At 39.0% G+C, this 21,768-nt stretch carries 21 protein-coding genes; 9 read left to right on the top strand and 12 right to left on the bottom strand.

The genetic code is table 11. The features are described from left to right. Nucleotides 1-416: 416 nt before the first annotated feature. Complete coding sequence (locus HCU67_RS04210) at nucleotides 417-932, top strand: GNAT family N-acetyltransferase (RefSeq protein WP_168551328.1); 516 nt, start codon at nucleotides 417-419, stop codon at nucleotides 930-932. Beyond that, nucleotides 929-2,092: a serine hydrolase domain-containing protein gene (locus HCU67_RS04205; protein ID WP_168551327.1), complete on the top strand. Its 1,164-nt coding sequence runs from the start codon at nucleotides 929-931 to the stop codon at nucleotides 2,090-2,092. Before HCU67_RS04210 ends, HCU67_RS04205 begins: the two co-directional genes overlap by 4 nt. Here HCU67_RS04205 and HCU67_RS04200 read toward each other — a convergent pair. The 5 genes from HCU67_RS04200 to HCU67_RS04180 all read right to left on the bottom strand — a co-directional run bounded on the left by HCU67_RS04200 (nucleotide 2,089) and on the right by HCU67_RS04180 (nucleotide 7,197). Then, complete coding sequence (locus tag HCU67_RS04200; protein WP_168551326.1) at nucleotides 2,089-3,222, bottom strand: methionine aminotransferase; 1,134 nt, start codon at nucleotides 3,220-3,222, stop codon at nucleotides 2,089-2,091. The genes HCU67_RS04205 and HCU67_RS04200 overlap by 4 nt on opposite strands. Further along, nucleotides 3,219-3,689 (bottom strand): very short patch repair endonuclease, encoded by a 471-nt coding sequence (locus HCU67_RS04195; RefSeq protein ID WP_168551325.1) that lies wholly within the window; start codon nucleotides 3,687-3,689, stop codon nucleotides 3,219-3,221. Before HCU67_RS04195 ends, HCU67_RS04200 begins: the two co-directional genes overlap by 4 nt. A 77-nt stretch (nucleotides 3,690-3,766) precedes the next feature. Beyond that, on the bottom strand, nucleotides 3,767-4,513 hold the full coding sequence (locus tag HCU67_RS04190; protein WP_168551324.1) for a succinate dehydrogenase/fumarate reductase iron-sulfur subunit: 747 nt from the start codon (nucleotides 4,511-4,513) through the stop codon (nucleotides 3,767-3,769). A gap of 8 nt (nucleotides 4,514-4,521) precedes the next feature. Further along, nucleotides 4,522-6,525 (bottom strand): fumarate reductase/succinate dehydrogenase flavoprotein subunit, encoded by a 2,004-nt coding sequence (locus HCU67_RS04185; protein WP_168551323.1) that lies wholly within the window; start codon nucleotides 6,523-6,525, stop codon nucleotides 4,522-4,524. A gap of 3 nt (nucleotides 6,526-6,528) precedes the next feature. Then, nucleotides 6,529-7,197 (bottom strand): succinate dehydrogenase cytochrome b subunit, encoded by a 669-nt coding sequence (locus HCU67_RS04180; RefSeq protein WP_168551322.1) that lies wholly within the window; start codon nucleotides 7,195-7,197, stop codon nucleotides 6,529-6,531. 225 nt (nucleotides 7,198-7,422) lie between these two features. On the opposite strand from HCU67_RS04180, the gene HCU67_RS04175 reads away from it, so the two are divergent. Together HCU67_RS04175 and HCU67_RS04170 are read left to right on the top strand one after the other, a co-directional pair. Then, the gene (locus HCU67_RS04175; protein ID WP_168551321.1) at nucleotides 7,423-8,313 is read left to right on the top strand and encodes a RimK family alpha-L-glutamate ligase; all 891 of its coding nucleotides are present in this window, start codon (nucleotides 7,423-7,425) and stop codon (nucleotides 8,311-8,313) included. Further along, nucleotides 8,291-9,247 carry a succinylglutamate desuccinylase/aspartoacylase family protein gene (locus tag HCU67_RS04170; protein WP_168551320.1) on the top strand — a complete coding sequence of 319 codons (957 nt, stop codon included), beginning with the start codon at nucleotides 8,291-8,293 and terminating at the stop codon, nucleotides 9,245-9,247. The genes HCU67_RS04175 and HCU67_RS04170 overlap by 23 nt, the downstream gene beginning before the upstream one ends. Here the strand turns inward: HCU67_RS04170 and HCU67_RS04165 are convergent. The 4 genes from HCU67_RS04165 to HCU67_RS04150 all read right to left on the bottom strand — a co-directional run bounded on the left by HCU67_RS04165 (nucleotide 9,227) and on the right by HCU67_RS04150 (nucleotide 13,342). Next, nucleotides 9,227-9,685, bottom strand: coding sequence for a hypothetical protein (locus HCU67_RS04165; RefSeq protein WP_168551319.1), 459 nt, complete (start codon nucleotides 9,683-9,685; stop codon nucleotides 9,227-9,229). The genes HCU67_RS04170 and HCU67_RS04165 overlap by 21 nt on opposite strands. A 92-nt stretch (nucleotides 9,686-9,777) precedes the next feature. Beyond that, complete coding sequence (locus HCU67_RS04160; protein ID WP_168551318.1) at nucleotides 9,778-10,116, bottom strand: cupin domain-containing protein; 339 nt, start codon at nucleotides 10,114-10,116, stop codon at nucleotides 9,778-9,780. Continuing rightward, nucleotides 10,113-10,502, bottom strand: a complete 390-nt coding sequence (locus HCU67_RS04155) for a DUF2721 domain-containing protein (protein ID WP_168551317.1) — start codon at nucleotides 10,500-10,502, stop codon at nucleotides 10,113-10,115. Before HCU67_RS04155 ends, HCU67_RS04160 begins: the two co-directional genes overlap by 4 nt. Further along, nucleotides 10,502-13,342, bottom strand: coding sequence for a glycosyl hydrolase (locus HCU67_RS04150; RefSeq protein ID WP_168551316.1), 2,841 nt, complete (start codon nucleotides 13,340-13,342; stop codon nucleotides 10,502-10,504). Before HCU67_RS04150 ends, HCU67_RS04155 begins: the two co-directional genes overlap by 1 nt. Before the next feature lie 376 nt (nucleotides 13,343-13,718). Between HCU67_RS04150 and HCU67_RS04145 the strand changes: the two genes are divergently transcribed. Both HCU67_RS04145 and HCU67_RS04140 read left to right on the top strand, forming a co-directional pair. After that, a complete protein-coding gene (locus tag HCU67_RS04145) occupies nucleotides 13,719-14,000 on the top strand; it encodes a hypothetical protein (protein WP_168551315.1) in 282 nt (93 codons plus the stop codon). Nucleotides 14,001-14,088: 88 nt separating this feature from the next. Continuing rightward, a complete protein-coding gene (locus HCU67_RS04140) occupies nucleotides 14,089-15,381 on the top strand; it encodes an aminopeptidase P family protein (RefSeq protein WP_168551314.1) in 1,293 nt (430 codons plus the stop codon). Between the two features lie 94 nt (nucleotides 15,382-15,475). On the opposite strand, the gene HCU67_RS04135 is transcribed toward HCU67_RS04140, so the two are convergent. Continuing rightward, nucleotides 15,476-16,114, bottom strand: coding sequence for a fasciclin domain-containing protein (locus tag HCU67_RS04135; RefSeq protein ID WP_168551313.1), 639 nt, complete (start codon nucleotides 16,112-16,114; stop codon nucleotides 15,476-15,478). 105 nt (nucleotides 16,115-16,219) lie between these two features. Then, nucleotides 16,220-17,506 carry a branched-chain amino acid transport system II carrier protein gene (gene brnQ, locus HCU67_RS04130; protein WP_168551312.1) on the bottom strand — a complete coding sequence of 429 codons (1,287 nt, stop codon included), beginning with the start codon at nucleotides 17,504-17,506 and terminating at the stop codon, nucleotides 16,220-16,222. Nucleotides 17,507-17,729: 223 nt separating this feature from the next. Between brnQ and HCU67_RS04125 the strand changes: the two genes are divergently transcribed. After that, entirely contained in the window at nucleotides 17,730-17,987 is a 258-nt protein-coding gene (locus tag HCU67_RS04125) for a hypothetical protein (protein WP_168551311.1), read from the top strand. On the opposite strand, the gene thiL is transcribed toward HCU67_RS04125, so the two are convergent. Then, nucleotides 17,984-19,033 (bottom strand): thiamine-phosphate kinase, encoded by a 1,050-nt coding sequence (thiL, locus tag HCU67_RS04120; protein ID WP_168551310.1) that lies wholly within the window; start codon nucleotides 19,031-19,033, stop codon nucleotides 17,984-17,986. The two genes, HCU67_RS04125 and thiL, sit on opposite strands and share 4 nt — an antisense overlap. A gap of 54 nt (nucleotides 19,034-19,087) precedes the next feature. Between thiL and HCU67_RS04115 the strand changes: the two genes are divergently transcribed. Both HCU67_RS04115 and HCU67_RS04110 read left to right on the top strand, forming a co-directional pair. Then, a complete protein-coding gene (locus tag HCU67_RS04115; protein ID WP_246865698.1) occupies nucleotides 19,088-20,368 on the top strand; it encodes a choice-of-anchor B family protein in 1,281 nt (426 codons plus the stop codon). A 4-nt stretch (nucleotides 20,369-20,372) separates the two neighbouring features. Further along, nucleotides 20,373-21,719, top strand: a complete 1,347-nt coding sequence (locus HCU67_RS04110; RefSeq protein WP_168551309.1) for a hypothetical protein — start codon at nucleotides 20,373-20,375, stop codon at nucleotides 21,717-21,719. Nucleotides 21,720-21,768 lie beyond the last annotated feature (49 nt).

The raw sequence follows: 21,768 nt of genomic DNA, 5'->3' as shown, positions 1-21,768 counted from the left end.
GGATCTGTTGAAGAAGAGCTTCAGGTCTACCGCAGTGATTTCTATAGCGGATTTAAGATGTTGGTCAGAAAATTGTTTATGCTATAACCAAGATTTTCCAACACTACTCAACAAAAAAATTAGGACTGTATTTCAGTCCTTTTTTTATGGAATACAACAGTTTCGAATCACTTTGCAACATAGTTTTTGAATTTAAAAGGTTTTAAAATAGATTTAGGTGTTCCCAAATCAATAGTAAGATGCAAAATTCAATCTATCGTGATTCGATGAGTGAGCATCTTTCATCAAAACGAAAAGGGCAGTATGTTAGGGCTCTTTTTGTATTAACACGAAAGCTGTTCATGATTTGAACCTTTATGCTAGCTCAAAAAAGCGAATCTAATTGGATTCGCTTTTTTGTTTTCCTATTTTGAGCTATGGACTTAAAATTCGAATTGGTCACCATTGACTCCTTGAAATTACTTCAACAAATAGGCAAAAAGACTTTCACAGACGCCTTTAAATCACAAAATAATCCTGAAGATTTTGGCTCTTATATTGAAAGTGCATTTTCAATGAAAACCTTACGTAAAGAATTAACTACCAATGGCACAGCGTTCTTTTTTGTTAGAAATGAAAATATGATAGTTGGTTACTTTAAAATCAATGAATTTGATGCTCAAACCGAGTTAAAGGAACAGGTTGGAATTGAATTGGAACGAATATACGTTTTGAAAGAGTTTCAATCAAAAGGCATTGGAAAGAGAATTTTGAAAAACGTTGAAAAACTTTGTCATGAAAAGTTTAAGGATTATCTCTGGTTAGGGGTTTGGGAGAAAAATAAAAAAGCAATCAAATTTTATCAGAAAAATGGATTCGTTAAGTTTGGGGAACACCCATACTATATTGGGAATGACAAACAGACGGATTGGTTAATGAAGAAAACACTATGAGAATGAATAGAACAAGTACCCTACTTTTAGCATTACTGTTGCTTCCATTTTGTATTAGCGCACAAGAACGATTTTTTCCAGAGCGCAATCAAGAATGGCAAACTATCGAAACTGATAAAGCTGGATTTGATAATTCTAAATTGATTGAAGCAATCAACTTTGCTGAAGAAAATGAGTATTCTGGATCAAGAGATTTAAGAAGGGCAATTTTGAAAGGATTTGAGCGCGAACCATTCCATGAAATTTTGGGGCCAACAAAAAAAAGAGGTGGACCAGCAGGGATGATTCTCAAAGATGGGTTTTTGGTAAAGAGCTGGGGTGATATCAATAGGGTCGATATGACTTTTAGTGTAACCAAGAGTTTTCTTTCTACTGTAGCTGGATTGGCAGTAGATCGAAATTTAATAGCTAATGTAAATGATAAGGTAGGACAATATGTTTGGGATGGTACTTTTCGTGGCGCTCATAATGAAAAAATCACATGGGCAAATCTATTGCAACAAAACTCTGATTGGTCGGGAGAACTTTTCGGAATTAAAGATTGGGCTGATCGGCCTCCTCGTGAAGGGGATTTAGACGATTGGAAATTTCGCGAATTGGTCGAACCTGGCACAAAGATGGAATACAACGATGTTCGGGTAAACGTCCTTGCTTATTCATTGACACAAGTTTGGCGCAAGCCATTGCCCCTAGTGCTGAAAGAAAACCTAATGGATAATATAGGTGCAAGTACTACTTGGCGTTGGTTTGGTTATGAACATGCGTGGACCACTGTAGACGGATTAAAAATGAAATCTGTTACCGGGGGTGGTCACTCAGGTGGAGGCATCTTTATTTCAACTGAAGATATGGCCAGGTTCGGATTGCTTTTTCTTAATGATGGAAACTGGAATGGAAAACAAATCATAAGTGAGAATTGGATTCAAATGGCAGTTACCCCTTCAAAACCAAATCCAAATTACGGGTTTATGTGGTGGTTGAACGAAAAAGAAGGAAATCGACACTGGGAAGGCCTGTCTGAAAACATCTTTTATGCTGCTGGTTTCGGAGGTAATTTTATAGTAGTAGATAAAGAAAACGGTTTAGTGGTGGTTACACGCTGGTTAGAACCAAGTAAAATCGGTGAGTTTATGCGAAAAGTGAACGCATCACTACGTTAAATAGCGTTCAATATCTCTGCGGCCTTATCTAAGGTTTGGTTCGTTTTAGCAAAGCAAAATCTTAGCTGCTTATGGTCAATTCCATTATGATTAAAAACTGAAATTGGTATGCTTGCAATCTTATAATCAGTAATTAGTCTTGTAGCGAATTCAATATCAGGTTCATCTGTGATTTTATCATATTGCAAAAGTTGAAAGTAGGTTCCTGAAGCGGGAGAAAAAGTGAATCTGCTAGATTTGATTGCTTCCAAAAAATAGTCCCGTTTTTGCTGATAGAATTGGTTTAATTGCAAATAGTGTTCTTCATTTTTTAAATAGTTGGCTATTGCTTTTTGCATTGGATGGTTCACTGCAAAAACAACAAATTGATGTACTTTTTGAAATTCCTGCATTAATTCCTTTGGAGCGACACAATATCCCAATTTCCATCCTGTAACATGAAAAGTCTTTCCAAATGAAGCACAGATAAGGCTACGCTTAGCCAGTTCAGGATATCTGGCAATACTCTCGTGACGCTGACCATCAAAAACCAAATGTTCATATACCTCATCGCTGAGTACAATTACTGATCTGTCCTTAAGGATTACTTCCAATTCCAAAAGGTCGGCATTGCTCAAAATTGCTCCAGAAGGGTTATGTGGTGAGTTAATGATGACCATTTTGGTTTTGGAGCTCAAAGCTGCCTTAAATGATTCCCAATTAATCGAATGGTCTTTTTTCAATTGTACAGGAACGATTTTTCCACCATTCAAGATTACAGATGGTTCATAGGCATCATAGGCAGGTTTAAAAATTATCACCTCATCATCGGATTTTATAAAAGCCGAAATAGCTGTAAATATTGCTTGAGTCGCCCCAGCAGTAAGCGTAATTTCATTTACAGGATGATATGCTCTTCCATACAGCGATTCAATTTTCTGGGCTATGGTTTCCCGTAATTCAAAATCACCTTGCATCGGAGCATATTGATTATGCCCCTTTTTTAAAGCTTCGGAAACGAGTTCAATTAATTTAGGATCAACATCAAAATTTGGAAAGCCCTGTGAGAGATTTACGGCTTTGTACTCGTTCGCCAATTGACTAATGGTGGTAAAAATTGAGTGACCGACATTGGGCAACTTTGATGTCATTTATTTTTCTTTAAGTGATTCAAAACCTTTGTTAGGCAAGACTCTAGATTTTTGTCAACTTCTTTTTGCCAGAACCTAAAAACAGTAAAACCCAATTTTTGGAGTTCGGCATTAACTTCAGAATCACGTTGAATATTTCGTTCAATCTTTGGAATCCAGAATTCTCGATTTGATTTTATTTTTTCCCTCCGTTCCGGCCAATTGTAGCCATGCCAGAATTCTCCATCGATAAAGATGGCAGTCTTATGTTTTTTCAGAAGGATGTCTGGCCTGCCTATCAGTTTTTTGTAGTCGATACGATAGCGATAGCCTTCAGCCCAAAGTGCCTTTCGTAATGCCAGTTCAGGTTTGGTATTCTTGCCTCGAATCTTTGACATTATCTTTGAGCGTTCAGGAGTGGTATAGAATCCCGATTGTTCATTAAAACGTGGAACTTTTATACGTTCTTGAGAATAAGACTTTGCCATTGTCCAAAATACAAAAATCCCGGATGTAGATATTAATCCGGGATTTTGATTCTATTTGAAATAAAGTGGATAGAAAATTATCCAATTATACTGGCAGATAAATATTCCCTGTTCATTCGGGCAATATTTTCCAATGATATTCCTTTAGGGCATTCTACTTCGCAGGCTCCGGTATTCGTACAGTTTCCAAATCCTTCCAAGTCCATTTGACGCACCATATTCAATACACGCTCGGTCGCTTCGACTCGACCTTGCGGTAATAGTGCGAATTGAGAAACCTTGGCCGAGGTGAATAGCATGGCACTGGCATTTTTACATGCGGCAACACAGGCACCACAACCAATACAAGTAGCAGCATTAAAAGAGGCATCAGCCGCTTCTTTTTCGATTGGAATCGCATTGGCGTCAACAGGTCTTCCAGAAGTATTGACTGAAATATAACCACCTGCTTGTTGTATGCGATCAAAAGCAGTTCTATCTACAATAAGGTCCTTAATTACAGGAAAAGCTTTTGCTCTCCATGGTTCAATTACGATGGTATCACCATCATTAAAACTCCTCATATGTAATTGACAAACCGTAATTTTTGAATCAGGCCCATGTGGGCGACCATTTATCATTAATGAGCAAGTTCCGCAGATGCCTTCACGACAGTCGTGGTCAAATTCAACAGGCTCTTCGCCTTTTGAAATTAATTCTTCATTTAGAACGTCTAGCATTTCCAAAAAAGACATATCGCTTTCTACACCCTCTAGAGTATAGTCAACCATACTCCCTTTGGTGTCAGCGTTCTTTTGTCTCCAAATCTTCAGATAAATCTTCATAGCAATTGTTATTTGTAAGATCTTGTTTTTACTTCAATATTTTCATAAACCAAGTCTTCTTTGTGAAGTTTGGCTTTACTTGGTTCTCCTTTATATTCCCAGGCAGAAACATATTTGTAATTTTTATCATCACGTAAAGCTTCACCTTCTGGGGTTTGATATTCCTCTCTAAAATGACCTCCACACGATTCGTTTCTATTTAAAGCATCAAGTGCAAAAAGTTCTCCCAATTCTAGAAAGTCAGCTACACGACCGGCTTTTTCCAATTCTTGGTTTTTGCCATCAGCGACACCGGTAACTTTTACATTTTCCCAGAAATCTTTTCGTAGCTCTGCAATTTCTTTAACGGCTTCTTTCAATTCCTTTTCATTACGAGCCATACCACATTTATTCCACATGATTTTACCTAATTTTTTGTGGTAGTAATCAACGGAATTTAGTCCATTTGCAGACATCAATTTTTCAATTCGGCCCCTAACATTTTGCTCGGCTTCATCAAATTCTTTGGTGTCTGTGGATATAGGTCCAGTTCTAATATCATCGCTTAGGTAATCTCCAATAGTGTAAGGAAGTACAAAATACCCATCGGCAAGTCCTTGCATTAGTGCCGATGCTCCAAGACGGTTCGCACCATGATCACTAAAATTTGCTTCTCCGGCCGCGTAGCAACCCGGGATTGTGGTCATCAGATTGTAATCTACCCAAAGACCTCCCATAGTGTAGTGTACGGCTGGATAAATCATCATAGGGGTTTTGTACGGATTTTGATCTACAATTTTTTCATACATCTGAAAAAGGTTTCCATACTTGGCCTCTACGACTTCTTCACCTAATTTTCGAACGGTAGCGTCATCAGGATTTTTCATCCCAGAGGTCAAAGCCTTTTCACGACCGTAGCGCATAATGGCTGCATCAAAATCAAGGTAAACTGCTTCACCAGTTTTATTGACTCCAAAACCAGCATCACAACGTTCTTTAGCTGCTCGAGAAGCGACATCTCTGGGGACGAGGTTTCCAAATGCTGGATATCTTCTTTCCAGATAATAGTCCCGGTCTTCTTCAGCTATCTCGGTTGGTTTCAATTTTCCAGCTCGTATAGCTTCAGCATCTTCTTTCTTTGCTGGCACCCAAATACGACCATCATTTCGTAATGATTCTGACATTAAGGTCAGTTTCGACTGATGGTCACCCGAAACTGGAATACAAGTTGGGTGTATTTGTGTGAAACAAGGATTAGCAAAGTACGCACCTTTCTTATGTGCTTTCCAAGCGGCCATTACATTGGCCCCCATACAGTAAGTCGAAAGGAAAAATAAGTTCCCATAACCTCCCGTGGCTAGAACGACTGCGTGTGCAGCGTGTCGCTCAATTTCTCCAGTCACTAAATTTCTTGCAATAATTCCGCGTGCCTTTCCATCCACAAGAACCAAATCCAACATTTCGTGCCTTGTGAACGATTTGATTTTACCGCGTTGAATTTGTCTGTTCATTGCAGCATAAGCACCCAAAAGCAATTGTTGTCCGGTTTGTCCCTTTGCGTAAAAAGTTCTCGAAACCAAAACACCGCCGAAGGATCTATTGTCCAAAAGACCGCCATACTCGCGTGCAAAAGGAACACCCTGAGCAACACATTGGTCAATAATATTCGTAGAAACTTCTGCCAAACGGTGCACATTAGCTTCCCTTGAGCGATAGTCGCCTCCTTTTACCGTATCGTAAAAAAGGCGGTATACACTGTCGCCATCACCTTGGTAATTTTTTGCTGCGTTAACCCCTCCCTGTGCGGCAATGGAATGCGCCCTTCTAGGAGAATCTTGATAACAAAAAGTTTTGACGTTGTAACCCAATTCTGCCAGGGTTGCAGCCGCGGAACCTCCTGCTAAACCAGTACCCACAACGATAACATCGATGTTTCGTTTGTTGGCTGGATTAACCAGGTCAATTTCATTTTTATGTTTGGTCCATTTATCGGCCAGTGGGCCTGATGGAATTTTCGAATCCAATACTGCCATTTTTTAGTGTGTTATTGGGTTAAGGTGGTGGTAAATTGCAATAATTGCGAAGCCAATTGGAATCACCACCGAAAATATTTTTGTAAATGTTTTGATTGCCGCAGTGTATTTGTTGTTCACACCCATGCTTTGGAATGAAGAAGCGAATCCATGCCATAGATGTAATGCCAGAAGAGCAAACGAAACAACATAAATTACGGTTCTCCAGAAAGGCTCAAATTTGACCACCGTCTCTTCGTGATATCGTGTTGGGTCTTCGGCGAGCCCCTGCACATATTTGTAACTCATTTCATGTACCCAGAAGTCGTACATGTGCAAGCCTAAAAATGCCAAAACCACGAGCCCGGAATAAATCATATTTCTAGAAACCCAAGGTGCATTTGCACTGCCTTTGTATTTGACATAAGAAACTCCACGGGCATTTCTATTCTGAATCTCTAGAATAAATCCCATAATAAAATGGATAATGACCCCAGCAATTAATACAGGTTGTAAAATGTATTGTACAACTGGATTGTAACCCATAAAATGAGACCACGAGTTAAAGGTGTCGGGTGCCACCACAGATGTAATATTTATGGTAAAGTGTTGAAGTAGAAAAAAGACCAAAAAAAGACCCGAAAGTGCCATTACAAATTTTCGGGCCAAAGAGGATTTTATAAGTCCGCTCATTATGATAAAGTTTTCAACAAATTTACGGCACAGGTAATTCTTTAACAAGAAATCTACGATTAACAACTTCTTATTTAGAAGCGTTTTAAGGAGATTGAATTCTTGTTGAACCAAAAGTTACAATAAACTCAATTTGAGTATTAATCATTGAACAAAAGTTGATTTATAAATACATGTGGAAGAATCGTTTTTTTCCGATATTGTGAATAATCTGATTTGCCTAAAATGGATATTGCCTTGCTCTCCGTTAGCCTCGGAGTTCATTCCACTCGAAGAATTGCTCAAGAAGCTGAAGCTTTAGGCCATTATGTTGAGTTAATAGACCATACAAAATGTTCTGTAAAGCTCGGAGAAGGCCAACCCAAGATCTTTATTGGTGAAGAAGACATCACCAACGAATTTGACGCCATAATCCCAAGAATTGGAACCAAAGTAACCCGGCACGGCGCTGCAATTGTAAAGCAGTTTGAGATGAACGATATTTTTAGCACTGCCCGTTCATTGGGGATTACACGTGCACGTAATAAGGTGAGAACCCTGCAGATTATGGCACGAAAAGGAATTCCCATACCAGAAACCTTATTTTCCATAAACCCAGACAATATTGGTGACCAACTACGAATATTGGGTGGTGCACCTGTTATTATAAAACTGCAGGAGGGAACCCAAGGCCGTGGAGTGATTTTGGCAGAAAGTCAAAAATCGGCTAAGTCAATTATCGATACCTTCTACAAGATGGATACCAGTATTTTGATGCAACGTTTTATAGAGGAAGCCAATGGTGAAGACATTCGAATTATCGTGGTGGGCAGTAAGGTTGTTGCAAGTATGAAACGAACAAGTCAATTGGATGATTTTCGCTCAAATGTTCACCGGGGTGGAGATACCGTTGCAGTTCAAATCTCTCCAAAAGAAGCCAAAATAGCGGTTAATGCAGCAAAATATCTTGGGTTGGGCGTGGCCGGAGTAGATTTAATGCGGTCTAAAAATGGCCCTGTTTTGATAGAAGTGAACGCATCGCCTGGTTTAAAGGGCATCGAACACGCAACAAATATCAATGTAGCAAAACACATTATACAGTTCGTAGAAAGAAATGTTGGGAGAAGACGAAAATAAAGTCATTACGATAAATGGGGATAAGATTCCTCCGGGAGAATCTAAACTGGTTAAAATCAACATTGCCCGATTACCAACCGGAACGTTAATCGATATTCCAGTACATGTTTTTAATGCAAAAAAGCCTGGGCCGGTAGTATTGATTCAAGCCGGTTTGCATGGTGATGAAATAAATGGAGTGGAAACCTTGCGCCGTATGTTGGAAGGGGAATCTTTTAAATTGAATAAAGGCGCAGTTGTGGTGGTACCCATTGTAAATATTTTTGGATTTATTCACTTTTCTAGGGATGTTCCTGACGGTAAAGATGTAAACCGAAGTTTTCCTGGCCGCAAGAGTGGTTCATTGGCCAGTAGGATAGCCTATCATTATACCAATGAGATTTTACCTCAAATTGATTTTGGTATTGATTTGCACACCGGAGGAGGTCAACGAAATAATTTTCCACAAGTTCGTTATACCGAGGGAGATAAGTTAAGTGCAGAGGTTGCAAGTAGTTTTGAAGCACCTTTTCAATTTGCCTCAAAGCTTATTTCTGGATCTTTTCGTAAAGCCTCATTTAAAATGGGAAAATCAATTCTTGTTTATGAAGCTGGAGAAAGTATGCGTTTCGATGAAAATGCTATTGAAACTGCTTGTGCTGGAATACGTAATGTTTTAAAGTACTTTGACATGCTAGGCACTCCTCAAATTAAAACAAACCAATCGGTACATTTGGAGGTTACCAGATGGCTAAGAGCTCCAAGGGCCGGCATGTTTGTACCAAAAATTAAGAATGGAACCAAAATAATGAAAGGACAGGTATTGGGATTGGTGTCAGATACTTTTGCGAAAAAAAGTAAATCGATAAAGTCACCACTAGACGGCTATGTGTTTTGTATCAATCACCAAGCTGTGGTCAATCAGGGTGATGCCCTATTCCATATCGGAAGATAGGGAAGTACCGTTCTGGTTTGTTGCCCGATGGACTTCAATTTTTTTTAGCGACCATTCAATGGCCTCCTCCAAATCATAGAATTTTTTAATCGTGTTGCCAAAAAAGACCTTTTCCATAATCAAACTTGCAAAACTGCCTTTTGTATCACCAACTACGGAGTAAAATAAAAGTTGATGGCGATTTGAAAAGAATTTGCTCCAATCTGCTGGAACAACATAGTACTTATTGATTCGATTCGAGATATACGCGATTGGCAGGTCTTTACCGAAAACCTCATGAGCGGCATCAATTGCGCGTTTGCCCATCTCCCAATTAAAGGTGATACCTTCATTAAGTTCTCCTATAACAAGGCCGTTAAAAAAATAGAACTTACCGAAATGGTACTCCCGTATTTCGCGTATGTTTTTGAAGTGGGATGTGTCAACGACACGCTTCATCGTTAATTAATGTTGGTTTAATCCCTTAAAAATACAGATTAACCCCAATAAAGCAATGGAATTCTCGGCAAGAAACTGGGTATTTTCGTTAGTCAGTCTAATGCAATACCAAAATATAACCACTCAACGGGCTTGGTAAAGGGGTTTGATTGTCGATGCATTTCACCAGCTTCAATGGTAATACAATGCCCTTTTTCAAGTATCAAAGTTTTTTCTTCAACGGTAAATTCAGCCTTTCCCTTTTGAATATAAAACACTTCGGTCATGGTATCATGTTTGTGCAAATCAACTTTTTGTCCAGGCAAGAAAATAGCAGAACCAAACATCATAAGTTGGGGTATTTCACCAGCGGATATCATGGTCTTTTTTTTGATTTCTTTATTGTGGCTCACGCCAAGTTCGGGCAACTCTTGATGTTTAACAAGTCTCATTTATCCATATTATTCAATTGAATTCCAAGGGCCTTCGTTGATAATTGCACTTCAATCAAGGAGAGTAGTAGTGAAATCATTAAAAAAATGAGACTTATGCCGAAAATGATATTTGCCCAAACATCAAATTCCACATAAATCAAGAACATGGTCACGGCAGCCAAAAGAAAACTTATAATAGCAGTCGCCTGCATATTTTTAATAATGTTCAAGCGTTTTCTGAGCGATTCAATTTGCAGTTTTAAAGGGCTCGATTGCGAATCTTCAAATTGGGCATGCAGTTGACGAATCAAAGCTGCAATTGCCAAATACCTGGCGTTGTAGGCCAGCATAGTCAATGAAATTGCAGGAAATAAAAGTGCGGGAATGCTAAGTGATAATTGCATTACTCAATCTCAAATTGAATGGAATCCATATTGCCACTGCCCGAAATTTCAACAGTATAGGTTCCTTTTGGCAAATAGGTTTTCCCGTTATTGGCTTCTTTTAATTGCTTTTTATTTCGCTTTAAAAAATTCTTTTTTCCTTCTTTTGAAAAGGCAACATCATAAGATAAAATGTTGATTCCTTTATCTGCATCAAGTTGGGTAGAACTTACTTCAACGCCGTCTGCTGTTTTTACAGATGCGGTGCATTGTCCTGCTGAGGTACAGTAAAAAGGAATATCAAGCCCAGGGGTATTCGGTTCGCCCCAGCTGCTCCAACTATTGCCCCATCTTTTTGAGTGTTTAATTGATCCAACGTCAAAAACCGTAAGCGCTTTTTTAATGAGACCAGCCGAAATTTTTTGTAAAGTCGAAATATCGGCTCTATAAATACTACGGCCGTGTGTGCCAACTAATAAATCTTTGGCCTCGGGTTGGATAACTAGATCATGAACAGCGACATTTGGCATTCCATTTTGCATTAAGTGCCAAGATTTACCAAGATCAATTGAGGCATAAAGTCCATTGTCCGTTCCAACGAATATTAAATTTTCATTTTCAGGGTCTTCTACCAATGCATTTACAGGTGATGTTGGAATACCACTTGAAATGTTCGCCCAGGTTTTTCCATAATCATCACTCATAAAAACAAGTGGCGTAAAATTATCCCACCGATACCCATTTAAGGTAACAAATACACGTTCTTTTTTGTGTTTTGAAGCTGCTACTTCACTTACCCACATGTCTTTAGGCAAGTTTGTTGAGATGTTGTCCCAGCTTCCACCGGCATTTTTTGAAATATGAACTAGGCCATCGTCGGAGCCTACATAAAGTAAACCAAATTGAAATGGCGATTCTGAAATTGTAGTGATGGTACCATATGCCACATTTCCCTTCTTGCCTCCCTTAGTGAGGTCATTTGAAATCGTAGACCAATCGTCACCTTGGTTCATTGATCTATGTAACTTGTTTCCACCCAAGTATAAAATATCTTGATTGTGGGGTGATAATAGAATTGGAGTTTGCCAGTTGAATCGGTAGGGATTTTCACCTAGCTCATGTTTGGGTTGAATGCGTTTTCTGGCCCCACTTTTTAAATTCAGTCGAAAATAATTGCCGAATTGAAATCCTGTGTAGACAATATTGTGGTCACGATTGTCAATTTGAACTTGCATACCATCACCACCCATAATCCCTTTCCAAGGATTTTCGCCTGAAGACTGCCAACGGTTACTTTCTTCAGTGTTGTGGGCGCCCATCCAAACCCCATTATCCTGTAGGCCACCATAGACATTGTAAGGTTCTTGATTATCCACGTTTATGGCATAAAATTGACCTACTGAAGGGGAGTTGTTTTTCATCCAGACCTTACCATCATTGTACGTGATATTAACACCACCATCGTTACCATTGATAAGATGACCAGGTTTTTTAGGGTTTATCCAAAGGGCATGATGGTCAGAGTGTACATTTTCTTTACTGATTGAAGTAAAGGTAGCGCCACCATCTGCTGACATTATTAAGGGGACCCCTGCTAGGTATATTTTGTCCTTATCCGAAGGGTCAACCCTTATCTGCGCAAAATAGTAGCCATAACTGTAAAAAAGATCATCAATGTAATTTTGGTTGGTTTTCTGCCAAGTTTTTCCTGCATCGACACTTCTATAAACCTCTGCACCAATTACGGGCGTATCGAACAACTGCGAGTTTGCATTTTCAAGATATTTAGCCAAGTCTATGGGTTGAACTACACCATCCCGAACCATGTTTTTCACATTGTTGGCCTTATATTTTTCTTGGAATCCATTGTTTTTTAAAAATTGATTGAGTTTACCATCACTTAATGCTAGAAAGGTGGCCTTATCCATGGTTTTGAAATCATCTTTTTCAAGTCCTTCTGACTTACTGGCCATTGTTTTCTTTTCCCTTCGATACTGGTTATCGTGTACAGCATAGATGGTACTTTCATCAAAAACAGCCAGACCAATACGCCCGACACCCTCTCCTTGAGGGAATCCACTTTCAGCCGTACTTATTAATGTCCAGTTAGCTCCACCATCATTGCTTTTGTAGATACCCGAACCATTTCCGTTACCAATAAAATCCCATGCTTTTCTATCTTTTTGCCAAGCAGCGGCATACTGGGTGTAGAAGTTATTGGGGTCGACTGCAACATCAATAATTCCAGTATTATCATCAACGAATAAGGTTTTATTCCAGGTCTTACCACCATCAATGGTCTTGTAAATACCACGTTCTTGATTAGGAGAATACAAGTGGCCCGTTACCCCAACCACAACGTCGTTTGGATTTTTCGGATTAATTATAATTCGACCAATGTGGTGAGAATCGGCCAAGCCCATATTTTCCCATGATTTTCCATTATTAGTGGACTTTAGAATTCCAATTCCGGCATAACTTGAGCGAGACGCATTGTTTTCACCGGTTCCGACCCAAATGGTACCACTGTTCCAATGCACAGCGATATCCCCAATATTTTGGGTTTCACTATTGTCCATAATTGGTGTGAACGAAATACCATTATCAGAAGTATGCCACAATCCACCTGAGGCATAAGCAACATAAAATTCGGTTGCATCTAAAGGATTTACGTCCAAATCCACAACGCGACCACTCATTATTGCTGGCCCTATGTTTTTGAGTGGGATGTTTTTCAGCAATGAACTCTCGGCCATTGCAATTTTTTGCTTTGCAGCATTTTCAAGATTGTCTGCCGATGTCGGATTTATTTGTGCTAAACAAAAAGTGGAAGTTAATAGAAGACAAATAAGATATTTCATGGATGGTGTGATTTAAAAAGGGAAGGTATGAAGAAAAGGAATCAGAACAAATTGTGATAAATGGAACAATTTGTATCAAATTCGAGAAAAATAATTTTTGGTATTGTGATTTTTGAAAAAACCTACGTTATTTACGGCTTAACTCGTAAGAAATATTATTCCACTTAATAGGAATTAAAAGGCATATGTACTTTCAAAGTACAATACAAAGCAACGTCTAAATAACGTGCAACCAAAGTGAGACTATAAGGAGCCCTTCAAGGCTCCTTTTTTTTGTTAGAATACTGATAAGTAGGCAGATAAAATCTTAAAAAATTGTGAAAATGATAATTTTTATGTTTATTTATTATCAAGTAACCACATAAACTATAAAGAAATGGAAGAGTATTTACCGCTTATTATTCAATTGGTATCAGGAGCCGTAGGAGGTAATTTAGCAGGAAAGCTATTACCAAAACTTAATTTGGGCACTTTGGGTAATTCAATCTCAGGTATTCTAGGAGGGGGCCTCGGGGGCTACCTTTTGGGTATGTTGGGATTAGGTACTGATGGCGGAATGGACCTTTCGGGCATTTTGGGCAGTGTTGCAGGTGGTGGCGTCGGCGGTGGCGTTATTATGGCAATAATCGGCGCCATTAAAAGTGCCATGGCAAAGTAATATTAGCAATACTTAAAAAAGTAAAGGAGTCTTTTAAGGCTCCTTTTTTATTTGTTCAAATTGGTACATTTGAACAAACGCAATGGCAATGAAATACCTACCCATCCCAAACACACTTTTTAGGAAGAACCGACAAAAATTTATGGCGCAAATGATGCCCAAAAGCATTGCGGTCTTCAACTCGAACGATACTTATCCTACCAGTGCAGATGGCACCATGCCATTTGAACAGCATAGTGATATTTTTTATTTGTGTGGAGCTGACCAAGAAGAAACAATTTTAGTGTTGTTCCCTGATGCCATGGATTCCAAACACCGTGAAGTACTTTTTGTTCGAGAAACCAATGAACACATCTCGGTTTGGGAAGGTGCAAAGTTGACAAAAGAACAGGCAAAGGCAGTTTCTGGAATAGAAACAATTCATTGGTTAAGTGAGTTTAATAAGGTCTTTTTTGACTTAATGACCGAGGCACATACCATTTATTTCAATACAAATGAACACTATCGACAAGCAGTAGAGACCCAAACCAGGGAGGACCGTTTTATTGAGAAGTGCAAGAGTGAATTTAAAGCCCATTCGGTTGCAAAGAGTAATCCTATTTTACAGCAAATTCGAGGAGTAAAAGAGGCAGAGGAATTGGAATTAATGCAAAAGGCCTGTGATATTACCGAAAAGGGATTTCGTAGAATTTTGGCTTTTACAAAACCCGGTGTTTGGGAGTATGAATTAGAAGCCGAATACCTGCATGAATTCATTAGAAATAGAAGTAAAGGATTTGCGTATACACCGATTATTGCTTCAGGAAATAATGCCAACGTATTGCACTACATAGAAAACAATCAGCAATGTAAGGCAGGTGATTTGATTTTGATGGATGTTGGTGCTGAATATGCCAATTACTCTAGCGATATGACAAGGACCATACCTGTAAGTGGTAAATTCACAGCGCGGCAAAAAGAAGTATACAATGCCGTACTTCACGTAAAGAATGAGGCTACAAAAATGTTGGTGCCCGGAACAATTTGGGCTGATTATCATAAAGAAGTCGGTAAAATCATGACTTCAGAATTATTAGGACTCGGTTTGTTGGATAAGGCAGACGTTCAAAATGAAAATCCAGAAAAACCAGCCTACAAAAAGTACTTTATGCATGGAACCAGCCATCACATAGGATTGGACACCCATGATTATGGTGAATTAAAAACCCCAATGAAAGCGAATATGGTTTTTACGGTTGAGCCGGGTATTTATATTCCAGAGGAAGGTTTTGGGATTCGTTTGGAAGATGATGTTGTTATTCAAGAATCAGGCGAACCCTTTAACCTCATGAAGAACATTCCTTTAGAAGCAGAGGAGATTGAGGAGCTTATGAATAAATAGAATCTTAACCATAATAGCTTTCAAATCTTTGAAAATCTTAATTACAAAAAAAGCGCCCACTTAGGCGCTTTTCCAAAATATAAATCTTCGAATCTTATTTGTTGTCTTCCATTTCTTCTGCTTCCTCTGCTGATGGCAAGGAAACTGTATCCGTTACATGAATAACACCGTTGGATTGAAAAACATTGGCTTGGGTTACCGTGGCCACATTGCCATTTTCATCTTGAATTTTTACACTTTTTCCATCTAACATGGCGGTTAAGGTACCACCATTCACTGTGGTCAATACTGCCTTTCCTTTTCCTTCTTTGATGGCTTCAATCACATCTTTTGCTTCGAACTTACCGGGTAAAACATGATAGGTAAGCACAGCTATCAATTGGTTTTTATTTGTTTCCTTCAATAGGGTTTCAACAGTACCTTCCGGTAATTTTTCAAAAGCGGCGTTGGTTGGAGCAAATACTGTAAATGGTCCTTCTCCAGATAAGGTTTCAACCAGTCCGGCAGCTTTTACGGCTGCTACCAGGGTGGTGTGATCTTCAGAGTTGACTGCATTTTCAATGATGTTTTTTGTGGGAAGCATTTCAGCACCTCCTACCATTACGGCTTTTTCCATCATTTTTTCACCTTGCAATTTGGCTTTTCTCATATCCTCTTCTTGGGCAAAAGAAATTGAGGTTGCGGCTAATGCAGCAACCAAAGCGATTGATTTGATTGTGTTGATCGTTTTCATATAAGTGTTTTTGAATTTCCTTATATCTACGACATGGAAAACGCTATAGTTTTCTTACAAGTTGACTTTAGTAAGGAATTAACACCGTGTTAAAATTCCTACTATTTATAATTTATTTTCTTGAGTGTTTACCTGGTAAAATGCATTGGAAAATATAAAGGTGACTAAGGCTGGAATCATCCACCCCAAATGAAATTTGGATAATGGAATCAAATTTTGAAGAGCCAAAATGCTGTTGCCATAACCAAGACTGCCAATGAAATCAGGGATACTAAAGATAATGGTAGCCATAACCACAGCTTTAAAAACAGCTGTAGAGGCATATTTTTCTGGTACTACATTTAACAATATCAGCACAATAGTCACAGGATAAATGAACATAAGTGCTGGAAGGGCAACTGCTATGATGTAGCCCACATCAAATTGACCCATCAAAACCCCTAAGACACACCCAATCACCGCAGTAATTTTATATGCCAGTTGTGAATCATGGAATCTGCCTTTAATATAATCCGCAGTACCCGTAACTATACCGACGGCAGTCGTAAAACAGGCCAAACTAACAAGAATACTCAAAAACAGAGTGGCAGTCGTACCCAAAGTTAATTTGCTTATTCCGCTGAGTAACGCTGTTCGGGTTACATCCAGTTCAAAATTCGTTTGGGTGAGCGCTCCCGTAAGAATCAAGCCAACGTACATCAATAGAAGTCCAAATGCTGCAACTAAGCTTCCACCAATAATCAACCTTTTTTTATCAGCTTTGGAGTAGTCTTTAAATTTCAAGTTGATACTAATAATAATGACTCCGCCAACGACTACTGCACCTATCGCATCAAAGGTTTGGTAACCTTCTAAAATGCCTGCAGAGAAGGAATTCTCGAACTGGGTTGGATCAAAAGAAAAATCGAATCCAAAAAGTGCTTCAATAATTATTGCCATTAACAATAGAATTATGGCTGGCGTCAATAGCTTGCCGATTACGTCCAAAATTTTAGAACGGTTCAAAACGAAAATTAAGACCAGAATAAAATATAGAATACTGGTTAACCATGGAGAACTATTGAAAATTGGTTGAATCGCCATTTCATGAGTTACAGAGGCTGTTCTTGGCGAAGGCAGTGTAATTGATATAAGATAAACTAGTAGACAGTAAACCAAACTGAACGTTGGTGATACTTTCTTGCCAAAGTCAAAAAGTGTGCCCTGTAATTTGGCGTGAGCCAATAGACCCAATAAAGGAATAAAAACAGCCGAAAGGCAAAAACCTATAGCTACTATCCACCAAGATTCCCCAGCATTAAGGCCTAAAAAAGGTGGAAGAATTAAATTTCCAGCACCAAAAAAGAGCGAGAAAAGGGCGAAGCCAATCAGCAGTACACTTTTTTTATTCATAATTATTTGTTAATATCGTCTAAAGTCGTATTTTCCAGCGTATTAGAATTTGAGTATTTAAATTTTTAGAGCGGGAGCTCTACTTAATTGAAAGTAACAACTAACTTAATTTATTTTCTTCGCTACTAACGGTTATTAAAACTCCATAACTTTTTAACCCCAATTGGATCAAAACCGCTTACCCCAAAAATCGAAGATATGTAACTAAAACCTAAATAGGCTAATGACAAATTCCGCATCCCCCAAAGGCAATAAAATCACTGGGGTATATTGCCAAATATTTGGCCACAATTATGTGGTTTCCAAACAAATCACTCGACATATAAAAGAATACAAGTGCACCAACTGTCAAAAAGAAGTGACAACGGCACCTAATGGCAAATTGGAACCTTTGACCTCCAGATTAAAAGAGATAAACTATGAGGTGCACAAATTATATCAAAGACGAAGTAAGCGACAGAAAAAACAAAAAGTTGCTTAATCTCCGTTAAAAGAATTCCAACCTCTGGCCGTAATCGGAATTTTTTCGTTCGCTCTGGTTACCAAATGAATCCCTTCAGAATGGTCCGTCATATGACCTATGATGGTTAGATTGGGATTTCCCTTGATTTTAGTAAAATCGTCTTGACCAATCGTAAATAATAGTTCGTAGTCTTCACCTCCACTTAGGGCAATCATTGTGCTATCCATTTGAAATTCTTCGGCAGACGAAATCACTGTTGGATCCAATGGAATTTTATCTTCAAATAGATTACACCCAACAGTACTTTCTTTACATAGATGTAGAATTTCAGAAGAAAGCCCGTCGCTGATATCAATCATCGCCGTGGGCCTTACTTCAAGTTTTTCTAATAATTCAACAATGTCTTTTCGCGCCTCAGGTTTGAGTTGACGTTCAACTATGTAGGAATAAGGATCTAAATCAGGCTGGTTATTCGGATTTACTTTAAACACCTCCTTTTCCCTTTCCAAAACCTGAAGACCAAGATACGCTCCGCCTAAATCACCTGAAACCACCAATAGATCATTAGGTTTGGCATTGGAACGGTACACAATATTTTCAGTATTCGAAACACCAAGGGCGGTGACGCTTATTAGCATGCCTTTATTAGAGGAAGTGGTATCACCACCAATTAGGTCAATACCATAAACTTTACAGGCCGTGGCCACGCCAGCATAAAATTCTTCTAGAGCTTCAAGAGGGAACCTATTGGATACGGCAATTGAAACTGTTATTTGGGTGGCTATGGAATTCATCGCATAGATATCGGATAGATTCACAATCACTGATTTGTAACCTAGGTGTTTTAAAGGCATGTAGGACAAATCAAAATGAACACCCTCTACCAATAAATCAGTCGAAACTATGGTCTTTTGACCTTCATGGTCCAATATCGCAGCATCATCACCAATACCTTTTACCGTTGATTTATGGTTTAATTCAAATCCTTTAGTAAGATGGTTGATTAGCTCAAATTCACCTAAATTTTCGATTGAGGTTCGTTCTTGATTTTTGTTTTCTAGCATTTGGCAAAGTTAAGGGCTTAATTAAATTGTACCTTTAATAAAAAATTGATCCCCATGAAATTATTTTTCAACCTCTTGTTGTGCTTGGTTATGTGCTGTATTGTTTCTTGCAGTGGAAGCGATGATTCTGGTAATATTAATGATATCATCGGTATGTCCGATGACGATCCGTCGTCCGATGATGATCCTATGACATCTGACGATGACCCCATGACAACCGGAGCCCAACCTTGTCAAGGTGGGATGGCCGGTATTTATCCCTGTAATGGTTTTGGCCTCTTGGGTTTGGTAACTTTATCTGAAATGGACGCCAATTCGGCAAACGATGTTTGGGGTTGGACCGATAGCACGACGGGTAATGAGTATGCGTTGGCAGGTTTGGATAATGGCACTGCCTTTATTGATATAAGCGGTGATGATCCAATTTTTTTGGGTAAGTTACCAACAGCAACTTCTTCAAGTACTTGGCGCGATATTAAAATTTTTGGTGATTATGCCTTCATTGTTTCTGAGGCTAACAATCATGGTATGCAAGTTTTTGACCTTACCAAGCTGAGAAACGTAACTACACCCCAAAATTTTTCTTCCGATGCACGATATACCGGTATTGGCAATGCACACAACATTGTGATAAATGAAGAAATGGGATTTGCGTATCCCGTAGGTACTGCCCGAGGAGATGCCTTTAATGGAGGTGTCCATTTTATCGATATTTCAGACCCAATGAATCCTAGCGGTGTAGGTGGTTATGGTGACAGTGGTTATAGCCATGACGGTCAAGTGGTTACCTACAACGGCCCAGACACTGATTATTCGGGTCGCGAAATCTATGTCGGCTCAAATGAAAATAGGGTTGTGATTGTTGATATTACTGACAAATCCAATCCTACTACAATAGCTGACTTGGGGTACAGCCAGTTGGGCTACACCCATCAAGGATGGTTCACAGATGACCATCGCTATTTTATTCTTGGGGATGAGGTGGATGAAATCAATTTTGGATTTAATTCAAGAACCCTGGTCTTTGATTTTGAGAATTTAGACAGCCCGGTTTTGCACACTGAATATTTAGGCCCAACTGCGGCAATTGACCACAATGGTTACGTATTTGGTAATGAATATTACCTAGCGAACTACACTGCCGGAATGCGTCTTATTGACATTTCAGATATAGCAAATGAAAACCTGACTGAAGTTGGTTTCTTTGATACTTTTCCTTCGAACAATACTGCCAGTTTTAATGGTGTTTGGAGTGTATACCCATATTTTGATAGTGGCAAAGTTCTAATTAATGATAGTAATACAGGACTTTTTATTGTCAAAAAAACAGAGTAAGGCAATGAAAAAGTTATGGGCTTTTTTAGTTGGCTTATTGGCCATTTCGTGTATTGATGACAGTTATACAGTTGAAGGTGTAGACAGCACTCCCTCCGATTTTACAAATGTAATTTGGATCAAAAATTTTGCCGGTTCTGGCGATGATAGTCCTCGTTCAATTATTGAAACCAAAGATGGCGGTTTCGCGGTATTTGGTTTCACCAATAGTACTGACGGCGATTTGTCTGAAAAATCACTTATCGTCAATGATTATTGGCTATTAAAATTTGATAGCGCCTCGAATTTAGAATGGCAAAAGACTTATGGTGGTAGTGGAGATGATCGCGGTCAAGCAATTATCCAAACTTCAGATGGGGGCTACGCCATTACTGGATACGCACAAAGCGATGATGGAGACGCTAGTAATAACGAAGGGTTTCATGACAACTGGATTTTAAAGTTGGATGGTACGGGAAATATTCTATGGGAAAAAAGTTTTGGTTTTTCAGGCCACGACCACTCTTACGATTTGGTCGAAACCGTTGATGGAGGTTTCTTTTTTTCTGGCTTTCTTGATGTCACATCTTCGAATGGTGCAGGGGCAACTGACAAATCGAGTTTATCTGCCCACGGAGTTGGAGAATTTTGGGGGACAAAAGTCGATAACAGTGGTGAATTGAATTGGAGAAAATACTTTGGCGGAACCAACAACGATAGGGCACACGGGGTTGTTGAAGGACATGATGGTGGTTATGTAATGGCTGGTTTTACAGAAAGTGAGGATTTTGATATTACGAATTCAAAGGGGAGTTATGATTTTTGGGTGGTCAAAGTCGATAAAAACGGATTATTAGAATGGGAAGAATCACTCGGTGGAACAGGAATAGAACAGGCCCAAGATATCGCTAGAACTTCAGATGGTGGATATGTAATAGTGGGAAGCACATTCAGTAACGATATTCAAGTAACCAAAAATAATGGCGAATCAGATGTCTGGTTGGTAAAATTAAATGGTGAAGGAGCATTGCAATGGCAAAAAAGTTTTGGGGGCAGTGCTTTTGATAATGGGAATAGTGTGAAACTTACTGCGGACGGTGGTTTTTTGATTGCCGGCACGACCAAGAGTTTTGATGGTGATGCCACACAAAATTTTGGTGAAAACGACTTTTGGTTACTCAAAACGGATTCCGAGGGTCAACTACTTTGGCAACAGAGCTTTGGCGGGCTTGGTCTCGATTTTGCATACGACGCTATTGAGACTTCTGAAGGCGATTACATAATGGTTGGTGAGTCGGCAAGTAAAGACCTTCCAGATACTGAAAACAAAGGAGGCCTCGACCTACTTATCGTTAAGCTTTCACAAGACTAGTTCTCAATAAGTAAAGCTTATTTGATCATTCGTTATAATAATGTTAGGA

This window comes from Croceivirga thetidis, from assembly GCF_012272815.1.
Taxonomy (GTDB): Bacteria; Bacteroidota; Bacteroidia; order Flavobacteriales; family Flavobacteriaceae; genus Croceivirga; species Croceivirga thetidis.
This window is presented reverse-complemented; position numbering and strand designations above follow the sequence as displayed.

Coding starts and splice junctions, on each gene's coding strand:
- HCU67_RS04140 (WP_168551314.1), top strand. CDS start 14,089: ATGAAATACCTACCCATCCCAAACACACTTTTTAGGAAGAACCGACAA.
- HCU67_RS04195 (WP_168551325.1), bottom strand. CDS start 3,689: ATGGCAAAGTCTTATTCTCAAGAACGTATAAAAGTTCCACGTTTTAAT.
- HCU67_RS04190 (WP_168551324.1), bottom strand. CDS start 4,513: ATGAAGATTTATCTGAAGATTTGGAGACAAAAGAACGCTGACACCAAA.
- HCU67_RS04170 (WP_168551320.1), top strand. CDS start 8,291: ATGTTGGGAGAAGACGAAAATAAAGTCATTACGATAAATGGGGATAAG.
- HCU67_RS04175 (WP_168551321.1), top strand. CDS start 7,423: ATGGATATTGCCTTGCTCTCCGTTAGCCTCGGAGTTCATTCCACTCGA.
- HCU67_RS04150 (WP_168551316.1), bottom strand. CDS start 13,342: ATGAAATATCTTATTTGTCTTCTATTAACTTCCACTTTTTGTTTAGCA.
- HCU67_RS04125 (WP_168551311.1), top strand. CDS start 17,730: ATGACAAATTCCGCATCCCCCAAAGGCAATAAAATCACTGGGGTATAT.
- brnQ (WP_168551312.1), bottom strand. CDS start 17,506: ATGAATAAAAAAAGTGTACTGCTGATTGGCTTCGCCCTTTTCTCGCTC.
- HCU67_RS04155 (WP_168551317.1), bottom strand. CDS start 10,502: ATGCAATTATCACTTAGCATTCCCGCACTTTTATTTCCTGCAATTTCA.
- HCU67_RS04145 (WP_168551315.1), top strand. CDS start 13,719: ATGGAAGAGTATTTACCGCTTATTATTCAATTGGTATCAGGAGCCGTA.
- HCU67_RS04165 (WP_168551319.1), bottom strand. CDS start 9,685: ATGAAGCGTGTCGTTGACACATCCCACTTCAAAAACATACGCGAAATA.
- HCU67_RS04135 (WP_168551313.1), bottom strand. CDS start 16,114: ATGAAAACGATCAACACAATCAAATCAATCGCTTTGGTTGCTGCATTA.
- HCU67_RS04200 (WP_168551326.1), bottom strand. CDS start 3,222: ATGACATCAAAGTTGCCCAATGTCGGTCACTCAATTTTTACCACCATT.
- HCU67_RS04210 (WP_168551328.1), top strand. CDS start 417: ATGGACTTAAAATTCGAATTGGTCACCATTGACTCCTTGAAATTACTT.
- HCU67_RS04185 (WP_168551323.1), bottom strand. CDS start 6,525: ATGGCAGTATTGGATTCGAAAATTCCATCAGGCCCACTGGCCGATAAA.
- HCU67_RS04115 (WP_246865698.1), top strand. CDS start 19,088: ATGAAATTATTTTTCAACCTCTTGTTGTGCTTGGTTATGTGCTGTATT.
- thiL (WP_168551310.1), bottom strand. CDS start 19,033: ATGCTAGAAAACAAAAATCAAGAACGAACCTCAATCGAAAATTTAGGT.
- HCU67_RS04110 (WP_168551309.1), top strand. CDS start 20,373: ATGAAAAAGTTATGGGCTTTTTTAGTTGGCTTATTGGCCATTTCGTGT.
- HCU67_RS04160 (WP_168551318.1), bottom strand. CDS start 10,116: ATGAGACTTGTTAAACATCAAGAGTTGCCCGAACTTGGCGTGAGCCAC.
- HCU67_RS04180 (WP_168551322.1), bottom strand. CDS start 7,197: ATGAGCGGACTTATAAAATCCTCTTTGGCCCGAAAATTTGTAATGGCA.
- HCU67_RS04205 (WP_168551327.1), top strand. CDS start 929: ATGAGAATGAATAGAACAAGTACCCTACTTTTAGCATTACTGTTGCTT.